This window comes from Mucilaginibacter sp. PPCGB 2223, from assembly GCF_001705515.1.
Taxonomy (GTDB): Bacteria; Bacteroidota; Bacteroidia; order Sphingobacteriales; family Sphingobacteriaceae; genus Mucilaginibacter.
In genome coordinates, this window is record NZ_MDJS01000001.1 from 378,979 (window position 1) to 398,210 (window position 19,232).

At 47.4% G+C, this 19,232-nt stretch carries 9 protein-coding genes; all 9 read left to right on the forward strand.

The window, feature by feature from the left end; genetic code table 11:
* The first annotated feature begins 618 nt into the window (after positions 1-618).
* The 9 genes from BEL04_RS01555 (at position 619) to BEL04_RS01595 (ending at position 19,228) form a co-directional block, all read left to right on the forward strand.
* Positions 619-7,521 carry an MBG domain-containing protein gene (locus tag BEL04_RS01555; protein ID WP_083227719.1) on the forward strand — a complete coding sequence of 2,301 codons (6,903 nt, stop codon included), beginning with the start codon at positions 619-621 and terminating at the stop codon, positions 7,519-7,521.
* Between the two features lie 33 nt (positions 7,522-7,554).
* On the forward strand, positions 7,555-8,472 hold the full coding sequence (locus BEL04_RS01560; protein WP_083227720.1) for a type IX secretion system membrane protein PorP/SprF: 918 nt from the start codon (positions 7,555-7,557) through the stop codon (positions 8,470-8,472).
* Positions 8,473-8,867: 395 nt separating this feature from the next.
* Positions 8,868-10,421, forward strand: a complete 1,554-nt coding sequence (locus tag BEL04_RS01565; protein ID WP_065999456.1) for a glycosyl hydrolase family 65 protein — start codon at positions 8,868-8,870, stop codon at positions 10,419-10,421.
* 37 nt (positions 10,422-10,458) lie between these two features.
* Positions 10,459-11,610: an iron-containing alcohol dehydrogenase gene (locus BEL04_RS01570; protein ID WP_065999458.1), complete on the forward strand. Its 1,152-nt coding sequence runs from the start codon at positions 10,459-10,461 to the stop codon at positions 11,608-11,610.
* A gap of 2 nt (positions 11,611-11,612) precedes the next feature.
* Positions 11,613-12,542 carry a dihydrodipicolinate synthase family protein gene (locus tag BEL04_RS01575; RefSeq protein WP_065999460.1) on the forward strand — a complete coding sequence of 310 codons (930 nt, stop codon included), beginning with the start codon at positions 11,613-11,615 and terminating at the stop codon, positions 12,540-12,542.
* A 4-nt stretch (positions 12,543-12,546) separates the two neighbouring features.
* The gene (gene pdxA / locus BEL04_RS01580; protein WP_066003339.1) at positions 12,547-13,599 is read left to right on the forward strand and encodes a 4-hydroxythreonine-4-phosphate dehydrogenase PdxA; all 1,053 of its coding nucleotides are present in this window, start codon (positions 12,547-12,549) and stop codon (positions 13,597-13,599) included.
* A complete protein-coding gene (locus BEL04_RS01585) occupies positions 13,596-14,762 on the forward strand; it encodes a four-carbon acid sugar kinase family protein (RefSeq protein WP_065999463.1) in 1,167 nt (388 codons plus the stop codon). Before pdxA ends, BEL04_RS01585 begins: the two co-directional genes overlap by 4 nt.
* Before the next feature lie 7 nt (positions 14,763-14,769).
* Positions 14,770-16,338 (forward strand): sodium:solute symporter, encoded by a 1,569-nt coding sequence (locus BEL04_RS01590; RefSeq protein ID WP_065999466.1) that lies wholly within the window; start codon positions 14,770-14,772, stop codon positions 16,336-16,338.
* Between the two features lie 142 nt (positions 16,339-16,480).
* Entirely contained in the window at positions 16,481-19,228 is a 2,748-nt protein-coding gene (locus BEL04_RS01595; protein ID WP_065999468.1) for a hypothetical protein, read from the forward strand.
* Positions 19,229-19,232: the final 4 nt, after the last annotated feature.

Consider the following 19,232-nt stretch of genomic DNA (forward strand, 5'->3'; position numbering starts at 1 on the left):
AAAACAAATTTATCCGCAACTGCTATTTGGCGGTTATAGAATCTAAGCAAGCCATTGTAGGATATTATCATGCGAGTGCAGAATGAAAAATGCAAAGCAGTTGGTTTAAATACAAGGTTTGGAGAGTAATGAAGCCGGAGTAATCCGCGTAACTGTAAAAAGTGCAGTTTTATTGTATTATTTCTAAAATAAATTGTTTTTTGTTTTACTTATTAAAAAAGTTTTACCATATTGAGCGGTATTTCAATTTGTTAACTGTTTGGTAATACGTCCTCTCCGAACCTTGATGAGGCTTGTGTTGTGATCTTAACACGATCAGGGTGCCGGCTAAACAGTAAGCGGTTAAATATATATATTCTACACTACCTGTTTGAAGTTTGTACATGTAAAAGGAGCTCTTCTTTTAGCTTCTTAATGGGGTTGATACGCCAACTTACAGTGGTGTATTGTTGTGTGAATGAGCGGGTACAGATTTTAAGAATTAACATTAAGTTAATACAGGGCTTGCGAATACTGGTTAGTTTAGCAGGCTTGGTTTTTGTGTTTTGAGAAATACGCGTAATGGAGTTTGCAAACTGTTTCATAAAATAAAAATAAGTACCCTCTAATTCTCCTTTAATGAAAAAACTTCTACGTTTTGTTTTTTTCGCTGTGCTGTCGTTTTCACCAGCGATATTATTCGGACAAACAGCACCGACAAGTATAACGGGATCGGGCGCGAGTGCAACCACCCTTAGTGTTGATTGGGTCCCGGCTACAGGAGCCACTAACTATTTTTACGATCTTTCGACGGACAATTTTAGCACAACAGTAAGCGGTTATACCAACGTGAGCACAGGTTCGACGGCCGCCGGCGTGACAATAACAGGTTTGACAGCCAGTACAACGTATTATATCAGGGTACGGACGGTTACCGCCGGGGGTACAAGTTCTAACTCATCGATAGTTACACTTGCAACGCTGGCATCGTCAAATTTTTCGGCTACATACGATTTCAACTCTATACTTTCATCACCCTCGGGAGCTACAGATCCATCACCTGTGCCGGTGGTTGATAATGTTACATTTAGCTCATATACCTTAGCTGGTGCTACGGCCTCGGCCGGCGCAGGGCGCTATGCAGCCAATACCTGGGGGAACACTGCAAATTCTCCTTTTAATTCGAGTAACTATTATTCGGTAACAATTACGCCGGCATCAGGCAGTACGCTTACGCTTACGGCGCTTACATTCACATCGCAACACTCGGCAACCGGGCCAATGAAATACAGTGTTCGAAGCAGCTTAGATAATTATGCAACAGATCTGCCGGCATCGGTAAACCCTGCAAATGCTAACATAACTGTTGCCAGCAATATATTTACAATGCCGACTACGGCTACGACCGCTCAGACCGGGAGCACCATTACGTTTCCTGCAGGTTCGTTTACCGGTTTAACCAGCGCGGTAACTATTCGTATCTATCCGTTTAATGATGCCACAACCAGTACAGCGGGTACGTTTAGTGTTGACAATGTAGTGTTTACCGGTAGTACGGGTGTCGCTCCGCCGACAGTTAGTTATACAACACCACAAACATATACCCAAAACACTGCCATCACTACACTTACACCAACCAGTAGCGGCGTTGTGGCTCCGAATTTCAATACATCGGCCATCGGCTTGGCTTTTGCACAACCAATTGGTGTAGCGCGTGATGCCTCAGGGAATATTTACGTGGCTGATGCCGGAGGGACGTCGGTTTCTAAAATGTCGGCAACCGGCTCGGGTTTAACAACTATCGGGTCTGGCATTGCAGGTCTTGGCGCTATAGCCCTGGATGCATCCGGAAATATGTATGTAACCGAAGTCACTACCGGGAAACTGAAAAAAGTTACGCCCGCAGGAGTGGTTACAGATGTAACAACGTTCACACAACCAACAGGTGTTGCACTGGATGCTTCGGGCAATATTTTCGTTGCCGACCAGGGCACCAATCAGGTGAGCGAAATACTTTCAGGGGGCTCATCGGCCTCGGTCATTGCTTCCGGATTTTCGACTCCTTTTGGCGTAGCTATAGATGCTTCGGGAAATATCTATGTGGCCAACCAAGGTAATGGCAAGCTGCAAATGATCGCTGCTACAGGTCACGCTGTAACCGATGTTGCAACAATTTCTCCTGGTATAACTGGTTTAGCATTCGATGCAGCAGGTAATCTGTATTATACAAACATTGCCAACCATTCGGTTAACGAAATAGCGGCAGGTACTACCACATCAACACAGCTTTCAACCAACTTTACCACACCTGCCGGATTGGTAATAGATGCCACCGGCAATCCGTACGTAGCCGATTACACTGCGGGAGGTTCAGTCAAGAAAGTAGCGCGTACCGGTGGCTACTACATCACACCGTCCTTGCCTGCTGGTTTAAGTATGGATGGCACCACCGGTGCTATCAGCGGTACGCCTACTGTAGCAAGCGCTTCAACTAATTATACTATTACCGCTTTTAACAGTGGGGGCGGAACAAGTACCACCCTAAATATAACAGTGAATGCTCAACCTGCAATAGGTACAACAGGTACACTTTCGGCTTTAAGTACAACCTATGGTACAGCATCGTCAAACGGTACTTTCAACGTTTCGGGTACTAACCTTACTGCGGGTATCCTGGTTACTCCGCCATCGGGTTTTGAAGTAAGCACCGATGGCACCACATTCAGCAGCACAGTTACTGTCGGTGCTGCGGGCACAGTAACATCTACCCCGGTTTATATCAGGTTAGCAGCCACTACAGCAGTGGGAAGTTCATACTCCGGCAACGTGGTATTAAGCAGCAGCGGGGCTAACAGCGTTAACGTTGCCACGGTTACGAGTACAGTTAGCGCTGCTGCCTTAACCATCACCGCAAACGGAGTTAACAAAACCTACGGCAGTACGCTGACAGGGGGGGCTGGTTCGACGGCATTCACCCCTTCAGGGTTGAAAAACTCAGAAACTATTTCGACAGTGACTATTGCTTACGGTACAGGTGCTGCTGCGACTGCTGGGGTAAATACTTATACCGGCCAGGTAACACCATCTGCGGCTACCGGCGGAACATTCACCGCTTCAAACTATAGCATTACTTATGCCACAGGTGATATTACGGTTGGTAAAGCGTCGTTATCCGTTACTGCTAATACAGCCAACAAAGCTTATGGTGTCGTTTTAACGGGTGCAGCAGGCTCTACAGCGTTTACATCGAGCGGTTTGCTTAATTCTGAGACTATCGGAACCGTAACTCTTGCCTACGGTACAGGTGCAGCAGGTAACGCCTCCGTGAATACTTACACCAGCCAGGTTACACCATCAGCAGCTACAGGTGGAACGTTTTCGGCAGCCAATTATAATATCACCTATAATAACGGCGATATTGTTGTTGGTCAGGCCAATTTAACTATCACAGCAAATACAGCCAATAAAACCTATGGATCGACATTAACCAGCGGATCGGGCTCAACAGCATTTACCCCAAGCGGTTTAGCTAACAGCGAAACCATCGGCAGCGTGACTATAACTTACGGTACAGGTGCTGCTGCGACGGCTGCGGTAAATACCTATACCGGCCAGGCAACGCCTTCGGCAGCTACTGGTGGTTCGTTTAATGCAAGCAATTATAGCATTACTTATACGGCCGGCGACATCGTGGTTGGTAAAGCGGCCTTGGATATCACTGCCAATAGTGTTACCAAAACGGTAGGCACAACAATTACAGGCAGTACGGGTTCAACTGCTTTTACTTCGACAGGCTTACAGAATTCGGAGACCATCGGCTCGGTAACTATCGCCTACGGTACAGGTTCGGCAGCGGGTGCGCCTGTTGCTACCTATACTGGCTCTGTTGTAGCATCGGCAGCAACCGGAGGTACTTTTAATGCAGGCAACTATACAATTACTTATCATGCCGGCGATATCACTGTGTCATCTGCGCCAACACCTACCATCAGCAGTACTGGCACATTATCTGCACTCACTGCTACTTATGGTACAGCTTCATCATCAGGTACATTCAGTGTATCGGGAGCTAATATGTCGGCCGGTATCTTAGTTACACCACCTGCAGGTTTTGAGGTAAGTACCGATAACGCCAGCTTCAGCAGTACTGTTACTGTAGGAGCAGCCGGTACGATATCTTCTACACCGGTGTACATCCGCCTCGCTAAAACTTCGGCGGCTACTACCTATTCGGGTAATGTGGTATTGAGCAGTACCGGCGCTGTCAACGTTAACGTTGCAACTGCTACCAGTACAGTAAATAAGGCTGCATTAACGCTAACTGCCAATTCGGCATCTAAAACTTACGGACAAACACTAACCAGCGGTACCGTAACAACTACCGCATTTACCGTTACCGGCACTTTGCAGAATGGCGAAACCATAACCGGCGCTACCATTACTTATGGTACCGGTGCTGCTGCCACAGATGGCGTGAATACATACACTGGTGCGGTTGTGCCAAGCGCAGCTACGGGTTCGAACGGTTTCTCGACAGGTAATTATAACATTACCTATACCAGCAACAGCATTAGTGTAACGCAAGCTAATTTGACTATTACTGCCAATACTGCCAATAAAACTTATGGCACGGCTTTAACAGGCGGCGCAGGTTCAACAGCGTTTACGCCAACAGGTTTACAAAACTCCGAAACCATCGGTTCGGTAACTTTAGCCTATGGTACGGGTTCGGCTGCCAATGCTGCAGTTAATACCTACACCAGCCAGGTAACGCCATCGGCTGCTACCGGTGGTACTTTCACTGCCACTAACTATTCGATCACTTATACTAAAGGCGATATCGTTGTAGGAAAAGCTAATCTGGCCATTACTGCAAATACCGCCAATAAGACCTATGGCACAACTTTAGCCGGTGTAACCGGTTCAACAGCGTTTACCCCGACGGGTTTACAAAATTCGGAAACTATCGGTAGCGTTACTCTTGCTTACGGTACCGGATCGGCTGCAACTGCGGCAGTTAATACTTATACCGGCCAGGTTACACCCTCAGCTGCAACAGGCGGCACGTTTACTGCCGGTAACTACAACATTACCTATACAGCCGGTGACATTATTGTAGGTACGGCTAATCTGACCATTACGGCAAACAATGTAAACAAAACTTATGGCGCTACTTTAACCGGGGCTGCAGGGTCAACAGCCTTTATTCCGACAGGCTTGGCTAATGGCGAAACTATTGGTAGCGTTACTGTTGCTTACGGTACAGGTTCGGCAGCAACAGCGGTTGTAAATACTTATACCGGCCAGGTTACGCCCTCGGCTGCAACGGGCGGTACGTTTACGGCAAGTAACTATAACATTACTTATGCTGCGGGTAATATTATCGTAGGCAAAGCTAACCTAACCATCACTGCTGCCGATGTTAACAAAACTTATGGCACTACTTTAATAGGCGCTGCGGGTTCAACAGCGTTCACCCCGACAGGTTTAGCTAACTCCGAAACAATAGGCAGCGTAACCATCGCTTACGGTACAGGCTCGGCCGCCACCGCCGCCGTAAATACCTATACCGGTCAGGCAACGCCGTCGGCAGCTACCGGCGGTACATTTACGGCCGGAAATTATAACATTACTTATAGTCCGGGAAGTATCATCGTAGGTAAAGCTAACCTGACTATTACAGCTAACGATGCCAGCAAAACTTATGGTACTGCTTTGACTGGGACTGCAGGCTCAACAGCCTTTACTTCGACAGGTTTGGCTAATTCTGAAACCATCGGTTCGGTAACCATAGCTTATGGCACAGGCGCAGCCGCGAATGCCGCTGTGAATACCTACACAGGTTCGGTAACACCATCGGCAGCTACCGGCGGTACATTTACTGCAGGTAATTACAACATCACTTATGCCACCGGTAATATCATTGTAGGTAAAGCCAACCTCGCTATCACCGCTACAGATGTTAACAAAACTTACGGCGCTACTTTAACCGGTGCCACAGGTTCTACAGCCTTTACTTCGACAGGTTTGGTAAACAGCGAAACCATCGGCAGTGTAACCGTAGCTTATGGTACAGGCTCGGCCGCTACTGCTGCTGTGAATACCTATACCGGCCAGGTAACGCCATCAGCGGCTACCGGTGGCACGTTTACCGCGGGTAACTATAACATTACTTATAATAACGGGGCTATCATCGTAGGCAAAGCTAACCTGACCATCACAGCCAATAACGTGAGCAAGGTTTACGGTGTAGCTATTACCGGCGCTTCGGGTTCAACGGCTTTCACCTCAACAGGTTTGGCTAATTCCGAAACTATAGGCTCAGTAACTATTGCTTATGGTACAGGCTCGGCCGCAAATGCTGCCGGGGGCACCTATACCGGTTCGGTAGTGGCTTCGGCCGCCACCGGCGGTACATTTGCTGCTGCCAATTACAACATTACTTATGCGGCAGGTAACATTACGGTAACTCCGGTTACTTTAACGGTTACCGTTAATAATGCGACTAAAGTTTACGGAGCGGCCAACCCGGCATTTACCGTGAACTACGCCGGCTTTATAACCGGCGATAATGCGGCCAGCTTAACTACGCAACCAACCGTTACTACTACTGCAACTGCAACTTCGGGTGTAGGTAACTATACCTTAACAGCCGCAGGGGGTGTAAGTAGCAACTATACGTTTGTATATTCGGGTACAGGCACGTTGGCCATCACACCTGCGCCGTTAACAATTACAGCCGATGCCAAAACCAGGGCGTACAATACAGCTAACCCAACCTTAACGGCAACATATACCGGTTTTGCAGGTACGGATAATGCGGCAAGTTTAACCACGCAGCCGACATTTTCAACTACTGCGGTTACCAGTTCCTTGCCGGGTACTTACCCGATCACGGTAAGCGGCGCTGCATCGCCAAATTATACCATTACTTATGTGAATGGTGTGCTGACCGTTGCCCCGGGTAACAACGCTAACCTGGCGTTCCTTACAATCAGCTCGGGTACGCTATCGCCAACCTTTGCGGCAGCGACTAAAGCTTATGTGGATACGGTGGCCAATTCGGTCGACCGTATCAGTGTTATCCCAACGCTGAGCGATCTGGCAGCTAACCTGCAGGTTAATAGTACGCAGGTAGGCAGCGGCAACAACTCGGTATTTATACCATTGAAAGAAGGCGACAACACTACAATTACCATTTTAGTGACTGCGCAGGACGGTGTAACTAAAAATACCTATACGGTAACCGTGTACAGGGCTTCGGCTGTGAGCAATATCACGGCGTCGAACATCATGTCGCCGAACGGTGATGGCAAGAACGATAACTGGGTCATCAAGGATATACTTCTATATCCGAACAATAACGTAACGGTTTATGATCGCGGCGGCAGGGTAGTGTACAGTAAACATGGTTATACCAACGATTGGAACGGAACGCTGAGAGGTGCACCTCTTTCGGAAGGTACATACTACTATACCGTGCAACTCGATCCGAAATTGCCTGTGATCAAAGGCTATATCACGATTTTAAGAACCAGGTAATTGTTGAACGCGAACATTTTAAAAAGTATAACGATGAAAATCTTTAATCATATCAAAAAAACTACCATAGCTGCATCAGTGCTTGCCTGCTTAATGATGGTATCGTTAAGCAGCAGGGCCCAGCTAAACCCGTTCCAGCAGGGTTATTATCTGAATAAATACCTGGCCGACCCGTCGATGGCCGGTATCAACCCGGGGTTGAACATCAACGCCGGTTACCGCCAGCAATGGAGCTCTTTCCCAGGTACACCCAAAACTCAAACCCTAACCGCCGATTACCAGGCGACCGATAAAGTTGGCCTGGGCTTGAACATCAGCAACGATAAAGCAGGCTTGATACAACAGACCCGCATGATGGCAACCTATGCTTACCATTTGCCTTTGAGCGGGAACGACCAGCGCCTGAACTTCGGTTTATCCTTAGGTATCAACGATCCTTTCATCAGTACCAGCAGCGTTAACGGCGACCAGAGCGATGTGCAGATTGCCGATTACAACCAACTGAAACCTTATGTGGATGGCGATTTCGGTATCTCGTACACCAGCAACCACCTGACTGTTGAAGCTGCGATACCTAACCTGAAAGCAAACCTGTTTAAAAACGAGGACGACCGGATAGATGTTGACCGGACTACTTTTATGACAGCAGCCAGCTATAAGATACAATTGCCGGGCAATGCGCTTGCGGTTGAGCCAAAAGTAATGTTTCGGGGCGTAAAAGGTTTTGACAATATCCTTGACGCAGGGGTTAATTTTAGTATGACCAGCACCGGCTTAAGTTTGCAGGGCATTTACCACAGCAACCAGAATGTAGGTATGGGCTTTGCCTGGGAAGAGCATGCTTTTGGCCTGAGCTTTAACTACAACCTCGAAACCGGCCCGGTGAGTACTTACAGTTCGGGAGCTTTTGAGTTTGGTTTGAAGATTAAACTATTCAATAAGGCTAAATAATCCCATGAATGATGGCTTGGCACCTCACCGATAACCATAATGGCAAAAGTCCTTTAGTATACACTAAAGGACTTTTTTTGTATGATATTATCATAACATCCCCGAAGCGAATGTTTTACTATTTACTCAACTGCCACGAATAGTGTGTATTTTTCAACTGTGATTTTATAGATATTTTGTCGGATTGAATACCCGCATGCTTAATGTAGGATAATATACTACAATACATAGTGAAAATGGTATAGAAAACGTTGCGGTTTGTAAAATACTTTTGTTAAGATCAATTAACCGTCGCATTGTATTGAATAAGCGGGGAAATCGTCCTATTAAAATGGCCTATATCTTTCCGGTTATTATCAAATACGTCTGCAAAAAATTGCTTGTTTTTATTCAGGATGATAAAACGTATTAATAAAAGTGTTGCTCCGTTTTTGTTGCTGGTGCTGCTGGTCAGTGTCGGCCGTGCGCAGAATGGCGGCGCCGTACTTCGTACGGATCAGCTTAAAAAATACGTTTCGTACTTCAACTCTATCGATACCGAAGCGGTAAAAAATTATGTGCCTAACAGCGAGTCGTATACCTGGCTTTCAAAAAATATCCCGCTGTTCGAATGCCCGGACACTACACTGCAGCGCATGTATTATTACCGATGGTGGAGCTTCCGCAAACACCTGGTTAAAACACCTGACGGCTTTGTGTTTACCGAATTTATCATTCCGGTAAAGTTTGCCGGCAAATATAATACCATCAGTTCGGCAGTAGGGCATCAGGTTAATGAAGGCCGCTGGCTGCGCGATCCTCAATATATTAATGATTACATCAAATTCTGGCTGCTGGATGTACCCAAGCTGCCTAAGCCGCACGGCCATAATTTCAGCAGTTGGATTGATGATGCTGTATATCAGCGTAACCTCGTCAGTCCCGATAAGGCATTTTTGCAAAAGCTATTACCTGCGCTGAATACCGATTACCAGCAATGGGAGAAAGAGAAGCAGGTAGCTAACGGTATGTTCTGGCAGTTTGATGTGCGCGATGCCATGGAAGAATCCATCAGCGGAAGCCGGAAGGATAAAAACATTCGCCCGACCATCAACAGCTACATGTATGGCAATGCCAAAGCGTTGGCACAAATGGCAGGCGAGTTAGGCATTGACAGCCTGCAAAAGAAATATTCGGCGAAAGCCAGAGAATTGAAGGCACTGGTTCAGCAAAACCTTTGGGATAACGAAGCCTCGTTTTTTGAAGTGAAGCTCACCAACGGGCAGTTTGCGGAAGTAAGGGAAGCTATCGGTTTCATACCATGGTATTTTAACCTGCCCGATGATACACCTAAATATGCCAAAGCCTGGGATCAACTGATCGATACAACCGGTTTTAACGCACCATGGGGCATAACTACTGCTGAAAGACGTCACCCGAAATTCCGTACACACGGAACCGGCAAATGCGAGTGGGACGGAGCCGTTTGGCCCTATGCCACCACACAGGACCTGAAAGGCCTGGCCAATCTGCTGACCAACTATACCAACCATGGTAAAATGACGGCTAAGGTGTTTTTTGATAACCTGCACAAATATGCCTGGAGCCAGCAAATGTACGGCAGGCCGTACATAGGCGAATACCAAGATGAGAAAAATGGGTATTGGCTAAAGGGGGATAACCCACGCAGTACCTTTTACAACCACTCTGGTTTTGCGGATCTGGTCATCAACGACCTGGTTGGCATTAAACCACGATTGGATAACACGCTCGAGGTTTGCCCGCTCATCCCGCAGGGACAATGGGATTGGTTTTGCTTAGATAAAGTTTTATATCACGGCAAAAACATCACCATACTATGGGACAAAACCGGTGCAAAATATCACAAGGGAAAAGGCATGCATATTTATGCCGGTGGGAAAGAAGTATTACACAGCGAAAGCCTGAAGCATGTCTTCGCGAAGCTGTAACGATAAATTGATTGAATGACCAACAACTACTATACACATGGATAGCGTACCAAATTTAACTATACAGTTTCCGGGGAAGCTTGTATTCGGTAAAGGGTGCCTGTCTGCCTTACCCGATGAACTGCTGGCGCTGCAAAGCACTTCGGTATACATCGTTACCATTACTCCGCTTTTAACACAGATCGACCCGCTTGTGCAAAAAGTGAAACAGGCCGGCGTATCTGTTACGATCAATACAAAAATTATAAACGAGCCAACCTTTGCCGATTTTGAAAACCTGATGCTGGAGGCTGCCGAAATCAATCCTGATATGGTTTTAGGAATTGGTGGCGGCAGTGTGCTGGATATTGCCAAACTGGTTGCTGCGCAGCTGAACAATACGCAAAGTCTAACTGATATAGTAGGCATTGGCTTGCTGAAGCAGCGCGCTAAAAAGTTGATCTGCGTGCCCGCAACATCAGGTACAGGCAGCGAAGTATCGCCTAATGCGATATTAGTTGATAACGAGAACCAGAAGAAAGGCATCATCAGCCCATACCTGGTGCCCGATATAGTGTATGTAGACCCGTTGCTGACCATGAGTGTGCCGGCATCTATCACAGCAGCAACCGGTTTGGATGCTTTGACGCATTGCCTGGAAGCCTATACCAACAAATTTGCCCAGCCGATGATCGATATGTACGCCTTTGAAGGCATGCGTTTGATTGCAGCCAATATTACACAGGCCGTGAACAATGGGCGTGATGAAGAGGCGCGCACCCAAGTAGCCATGGGCAGCCTGTTAGGCGGTTTTTGCCTTGGTCCGGTAAATACGGCTGGTGTACATGCACTGTCGTACCCGTTGGGCAGTTCGTTTCATTTGCCTCATGGCTTATCCAATGCATTATTGCTGCCTTATGTGATGAAGTTTAACATCCCGTCGGCAACAGCCAAATATGCACAGGTAGCTATTGCTTTGGGCTGCGAACGAGGCGGTAGCGATAACGAAACCGCGCAAAAAGGAATAGAAAAGATCAGGCAGCTGATTGCAGAATGCGGGATTCCGGCACGTTTACGCGACGTGAATATCCCGACTGAGGCGATACCGCAAATGGCCGAAGATGCCATGAAAATAACACGACTATTAAAAAACAACCCCCGGCCGATAACGTACGCCGATGCGGTTGATATCTATACTGACGCGTACTGACCATGAAGATAAAAAAGAAATATCAGGGTGTGATTGTACCTGCTGTTGTACCGCTTAACGCGAAGCTTAGGCTGGATGAACAAGGCGTTGAAAATATGTTCGCCAATTTTAACCGGTATGGCGCTTACCCGTTCATACTGGGCACAACTGGCGAATCGGCATCCTTATCTATGTCGCTGAAGGCCGATTACATCAAGCTTTCGGGTAAATTGAAACGCCCCGGCGATATGCTCTATACCGGCATCACATCTAATTGCATTGAAGAGTCGGTCGAACTGGCAAAACTGAGCTTCGCCAATGGTACCGACGCTGTGGTGGCGAGTTTGCCATCGTACTATGCACTATCCGAAAGGGATATGAAAATATACTTTGAGCAATTGGCGAACGAATGTAAAGGTCCGCTGATTATTTATAATATCCCGGCCACCACCCACATGTCGATCCCGCTAAAGGTGATTGACGAACTGAGCTACCACGAAAATATTGTGGCCACTAAGGATTCGGAGCGCAGCGACGACCGCTTGAAAGAAGCTTTGCACCTATGGGCCGCACGGCAAGATTTTAGCTACTTTTTGGGATGGGCGGCACGTTCGGCCATTGCCATGCTGAACGGTGGCGATGGCATTGTACCAAGTACCGGTAACCTGTTGCCGGGTATTTATACCGATATGTATACCGCCGCATATAACGGCGATGTAGAACTGGTGCATGCGCTGCAAAAGAAATCGGACATGTTCGGAGCCTTGTATCAAAAAAGCCGCTCACTGGGCGAGTCGCTTTGGGCATTGAAAGTATTGATGAACGAGAAAAATTTGTGTGATACCCACGTGATGCCACCATTACAACCGCAAACCATGCACGATGAAGAACTATTAAGGCAGAGTTTGCATATTTTGATTGAGCAGGAAGGGTTGGTAGTTAAAAATGTTTAATGTAATGGGATTAAAACCAATAGTAGGCATTACCATGGGCGACCCGGCCAGTATCGGTCCGGAGATAGCCATCAAAGCCTTACTCGATAAAGGAATATACAATATCTGCCGTCCGATTTTGGTTGGGGATGCAGGCGTGTTCCATCATATCGCAAAAAAGCTTAATCTGGGTGTCGCTCTTAATGCGATCAGCAAGGTAAGCGAAGCAAAATTTGAGTTTGGTAAACCCGATATCTATGATCTGAAGAATGTCGATCTCAGTAAACTGGAGTTCGGGCAGATCTCGGCTATGTGTGGCGATGCCTCTTTCCAATCGGTAAAGAAAGTGATCGAACTGGCTATGGCGGGAGAGATTGACGCCACAGTAACCGGCCCGATCAATAAAAAATCGATCAACGAGGCCGGGCACCATTTTGCCGGGCATACCGAGATATACGCACATTATACCAATACCCGCAAGTACGCGATGTTGCTGGTTGAGGATAATATGAAAGTGATCCACGTATCGACCCATGTGTCACTGCGCCAGGCCTGCGACCTCGTAAAAAAAGAACGTATCCTCGAAGTGACCGAGTTGTTGTATAACGGATTGATACAGTTGGGCGAAGCTAACCTGAAGATCGGTATTGCAGGTTTAAACCCGCATGCAGGCGACTCGGGCTTGTTCGGTACCGAAGACGACCAGGAAATATTACCTGCAGTTGAAGAAGCTTTGGGCCGTGGTTATGATGTAGAGGGCCCGGTTCCGGCCGATACCATGTTCGCTAAAGCGGCTACAGGTTATTATGGTGGCGTAGTGGCCATGTATCATGATCAGGGGCATATCCCGTTCAAGCTTTCGGGTTTTAAATGGAATGCTGAGAAAAAGCAGATGGATAGCGTGAAAGGTGTAAATATCACCATGGGTTTGCCGATCATCCGTACTTCGGTGGATCATGGCACCGCTTTCGAGATAGCCGGTAAAGGTGTTGCCAGTCAGGATGCGATGGTGCTGGCTATCCAATCGGCTGTGCAGTTACACAAGCACCGCAGCCCCAAAACAGTGTACCAGGAATGATCGTAGTTATAGCAGATGACTTTACGGGTGCTGCCGAACTGGGCGGTATCGGCTTGCGGTATCAATTGCAGGTCGAGATCAATACCCGTGTCAATCTGCAATCAAAGGCCGATCTGTTTGTGATCGCCACAGATACCAGGTCGATGAGCAAAAGCGAGGCCGAGCGCGAAACCGAAGAAGTGGTGCGCGAACTGGCAGAGCTGAACCCAACCTGGGTGTTTAAAAAAGTCGATTCGGTACTGCGCGGTTATATAGCCGAAGAACTGCGGGTCATCATCAAAAAACTGAACCATACGCGGGCATTGGTCGTGCCGGCCAACCCGGCGCTTAGCCGTACCATTGTGGATGGGCGATATTATCTTAATGGTTCGCTCTTACACGAAAGCAATTTTGCCAACGATCCCGAATTTCCGGCCAAAACCTCATCGGTAGTTGAAAGGCTCAACGGCAAAGGCCTGAAGGTTCATTCACAAAAGCATGACGAAACTTTGCAGCACGAAGGCCTGGTTATCGGCGATGCCGGGAGTACCGACGATCTGAAAGCGTGGGCCGGCAAGATCAATAAAAATATGTTGCTGGCAGGCGCGTCGGGCTTTTTTACCGCTTTGCTGGATAGCCTGATCATTCCGGACGCACAAGCCCGAATAGAAAACCCGCGGGCTTTTGAAAACCCGATACTGATCGTATCAGGTACATCGTTCGGTAAAAGTCGTGAGGCTATTAAAGAATTAAAATCCACCGGGATGCCGGTGAGCTATATGCCGGTGGGGGTGATGAACAAACCCTCGCCCGATGAGGCTGATTATGAAGCCTGGTGCCGCGAGATCATATCGCTTATCCAAGCGTCGGGTAAAGCAATCGTAGCCGTGAATGACGAGATTATTTATCCGGCGCAGGCCGATGCCAAAGATCTTCGTTATAAAACTGCCATTGTTGTTAAAATGGTTTTCGATAGGATAGCTATCAAAGAATTGATGATCGAAGGCGGATCGACTGCGTCGGCAATTTTTAAACAGTTATGTTTGTACAGGTTCTTCCCTGTAGAAGAACTGGCAACCGGTGTTATCCGGATGCGAACCGAAAATAAACCTGAGCTATATGTCACCCTAAAACCAGGCAGTTACGCCTGGCCGCAGGCTGTACAACAATATAGCTTGTACTAAACTTATAATGCAGAAGCAAACTTTACACCTGGTTGATTACCTCATTGTAGCAGCCGCGCTGGCTACATCATTGGGTATTGGCCTGGGTTTTCGTAAAAAAAATCATTCTACGCAGGATTATTTTATCTCCAAGGGATCAGTGCCCTCGTGGGCCATTGGTATGTCGTTAATGGCTACGCTGGTGAGCAGCGTTACCTTTCTGGCTTATCCCGGCGAAGGTTATTCATCTAACTGGATATTGCTGGTACAAGGGTTGATGGTGCCGGTGGTGCTGCTGTTTATGGTATGGTTCATCGTACCGCTTTACCGCGATGTGATAGGCCTCAGCACCTACGAATACTTCGAGAAGCGTTTCGGGCTTTTTGCACGCATGTACAGCTCTATTGCCTTTGTACTCACACACTTTTCAAAAATGGGCACGGTATTTTTCCTGTTGGCGCTTGCTCTATCGAATATGACAGGCGCCAATACCTTTGCTATCATCTGGGTGATAGGTTTTGTGGTGATCGCCATTACGCTGATAGGCGGGATAGAAGCCGTGATCTGGGCAGATGTGATACAAGGCTTCCTGCTTATTGCAGGCGGTGTGGTATCTTTTGTGATCTTATTGTTTGCTTTAAAAGGTGGCCCGGCCGAAGTATGGCACATCGCGGAAGCAAACGGTAAAACAGGTTTTGGTCCGTACGATATCAGTTTTAAAAAGCTCACTTTTATAGTGATGGCCATTAACGGCGTGTTTTATGCCATCCAGAAATATGGTACTGATCAAACGATGGTGCAGCGATACTTAACTGCTAAAAGCGATAAATCGGCAATCAGGGCAACTTTATTGGGCGTTGGTTTAACTGTGCCGCTTTGGATATTGTTTATGTTCATTGGTACGGCGCTGTTTGTATTTTATAGGCAAAATCCGCTGCCTGCCGGTACGCGGCCCGATGCCGTATTCCCGTACTTCATCATGACGAACCTGCCCCCGGGCGTAGTGGGTTTAATTTTGGCGGCGTTAATTTCGGCGGCGATATCCAGCTTAGGTTCTGATCTGAACTGCCTGGGTGCCGTAGGCGTTGAGGATTTTTACAAAAAACTTAAACCCAAAAGCACCGATCTGCAAAACCTGCGCGCCGGACGTTGGATCGTTGTTTTCGGCGGTATTGGCGCAGTGCTGATAGCCACTTTGTACCTGCTGGCCGGCGACGAAGGCGTTTTGGGTATTGTGTTTACGCTTTACGCGATATTTTCGGGCGGAATTGCCGGGATATTCCTGTTGGGGCTGTTCAGTTCGCGGGCTAATAAACAAGGTTTACTGATCGGCGTGATTGTTTGCGTGCTCTTTACGGCTTATGCGTTTTTATCGTCAACCAAAATAGGTTTGGGTAAGGATAAACACCTGCTGCTCGATATGGGCAAGTACGGCTTTAAACAGCATAAGTACATGCTCGGCGTGTACAGCCATTTGATTGTGATAGGCGTAGGGTACCTGGCGAGCCTGTTTTTCCCAAAAGCGAACGTGCCGAAGAATTTGTTGTTCAGCGGGTGGCTGGAGAAGAGGAGGACAATAAATAAAGAAAGGTTTTAGTGTAAAGTTGTGTTGTGAAAAGCAAAGAGTTGGGCGTTTCCCTGCGGGCCGCGCTTTCCGCTCATACTGCACGGGCCTTAGCCACGGGCCGGTATCCGCTGCAATCGCTGACGCGGACCGTTTTAATTTAAAGGGTAGTACCATGAAACATCTGAAAATATTATTACTATTCGTATTTATAACTACACTCGCCCACGCAGGCACAACAAAACTCGTGCATATTGTAGTACCTGTTAAATGCCACCCACGTATATTGTTTGGAGCCGAGCATTTGCGCGAAGCATATGTCAAAGCGGGGTACAATGCCATTATCCTGCACCAAAACACGGTGCCCACAGGCTGGGCAATTGTAGTTGGTTTGACCGGCGACGAGTTGGTGACGAAATCGATCGCCGCCTGGCATTTGCCGATGAAAAAATTACCCGCAGCCAAAGAAGCTTTCAACATCAATTCATCCAAACAAAATAACATCGTCATAAGCGGTCTGGATAATTCGGGCGCACTGTACGGCTGTATGGAACTGGCCGACGAGATCAAGGTGACCGGCAAGCAACCGCAAAATATCTCCAGATTCGATCACCCCGAAATGGTATTGCGGGGCGCTTGCATTGGCTTGCAAAAGTCGACCTATCTACCGGGCCGTACTGTTTATGAGTACCCGTATACGCCCGAAACTTTTCCCTGGTTTTATGATAAAGCTTTATGGATAAAGTATCTGGATAATATGGTAGAGAACCGGATGAATTCGCTGTACCTGTGGGCCGGTCATCCGTTCGCGTCGCTGGTAAAATTGAAGGATTATCCGTACGCTGTTGAGGTGGACGATGCAACTTTCAAAAAGAACGAGGAAATGTTCAGGTTTCTGACCGAGGAAGCTGATAAGCGCGGCATCTGGGTGATCCAGATGTTTTACAACATTATCGTATCCAAGCCTTTTGCCGAGCATAACCACATGAAGACACAGGACCGTAATAGGCCAATCATCCCGATCATAGCTGATTATACCCGTAAATCAATAGCTGCCTTTGTTGAGAAATATCCCAATGTGGGCTTAATGGTTTGCCTGGGCGAGGCCATGGAGGGTGTCGGGCAGGATGATATCGACTGGTTCACAAAAACGATCATCCCGGGTGTAAAAGACGGTTTAAAAGCTTTGGGTAAAACCGAGGAGCCGCCGATTGTTTTACGCGCACACGATACCGATGCTCCCGCCGATATGAAAGCTGCCTTACCGCTTTACAAAAACCTGTACACCGAAGCCAAATATACCGGCGAAGCTTTAACTACTTATACGCCACATGGGCCCTGGGCCGAACTGCATCGCACGTTGAGCCATTTGGGTAGTGTGCAGATCGAAAATATCCACATTATGGCTAATCTTGAGCCGTTTCGCTATGGTTCGGCCGATTTTATACAGAAATGTGTATTAGCCATGCATAATACTTACGAGGCTAACGGCCTGCACTTGTATCCGCAGGCATCGTACTGGGACTGGCCGTACAGTGCCGATAATGCCGATGGCAAGCGCCTGCTGCAAATCGACAGGGACTGGATATGGTATAAGGAATGGTCGCGCTACGCCTGGAACTCCCACCGGGATACCGTTGCCGAAGGACAATACTGGGCCAGACAGGTAAGTCATAAATACGATTGTGGTGAAAAAGCCGGCGCGGATATTATGGAAGCCTACAAGCAATCAGGCGAGATAGCGCCTAAACTGCTGCGTCGTTATGGCATTACCGATGGAAACCGCCAGACCTTAACGCTGGGCATGTTTATGAGCCAGCTGGTTAATCCCGAAAGGTATGGCTTGTTTACGTTGTTGTATAACTCGGAAGGGCCGGAAGGAGAGATGTTGAGCGAATATGCCGATAAGGAATGGAACCACCAGCCGCACATCGGCGAAACGCCTTTGCGGGTTGCAGGCGATGTGGTGCAGGAAGGCGCCGATGCCATTAAAGCCATTAACGCAGCCGAACCGTTTATTAAAAAAGATAAAGCGGAGTTCGGCAGGTTAAAGAACGATATGTATTGCTATAACGACCTGGCCAATTTTTATGCGTTAAAAGCTCGCGCGGCTTTACTGGTGCTGCGCTACAAAAACTCGAAAGATGTGGCTGATCTGGAAAAAGCAGTGCCACTATTGCAGCAAAGCGTTGATCATTTTAAACAGCTCACCGAACATACGAAAAACACTTATTTGTATGCTAACAGCATGCAAACCAGTCAGCGTAAAATACCCATTGGCGGTAATGATGGTAAAAATAAAACCTGGGCCGAACTGCTGCCCAAATACGAAACCGAATTGGCGCATTTTAAGAAGAATGTCGACTCGCTGAAACGCCATCAGGGTGAGCCTGAAAAAGTAAGTGCAGCACCGCTTGTTCCGGTCAATGTTAATTGGTTATCGAAAGTTGACGGTAATTACACACTTGCCGCAAAAAGCTCGGTTTATGCAGATACCGACCTGGTAGCCAATGTTTACGATGGTATATTGAAAAATATGAATGGTTTGCGCTCATCGCAAAAGCAACAAATAACGGGAGGTACTACACTTAAATTTACTACAGATAAGCCAGTGAAATTATTGGTGGGCTTTTTTAAGGAAAAGGGAAAAGCGTACTCGCCTGAGCCAACTTTAGAAAATGATGCCACTGCGAACGACTACGGCCAGGCCGAAATCAAAATAGCCAATGCTATCGTGTTTAAAGACATGCCGCCGGTAAACATCCATGCTTATACCTTCGCTGCGGGTACGCATACGTTTACTTTGGCCAAAGGGCGCTGTTTGGTATTGGGTTTTGTTGATGGAAGTTCGACGATCCCGGTTTACGATGCCGCGATGAACAAAGGCGGCGTTAACCGTTTTTTAGATGCTTTATTTGAATAGAAAG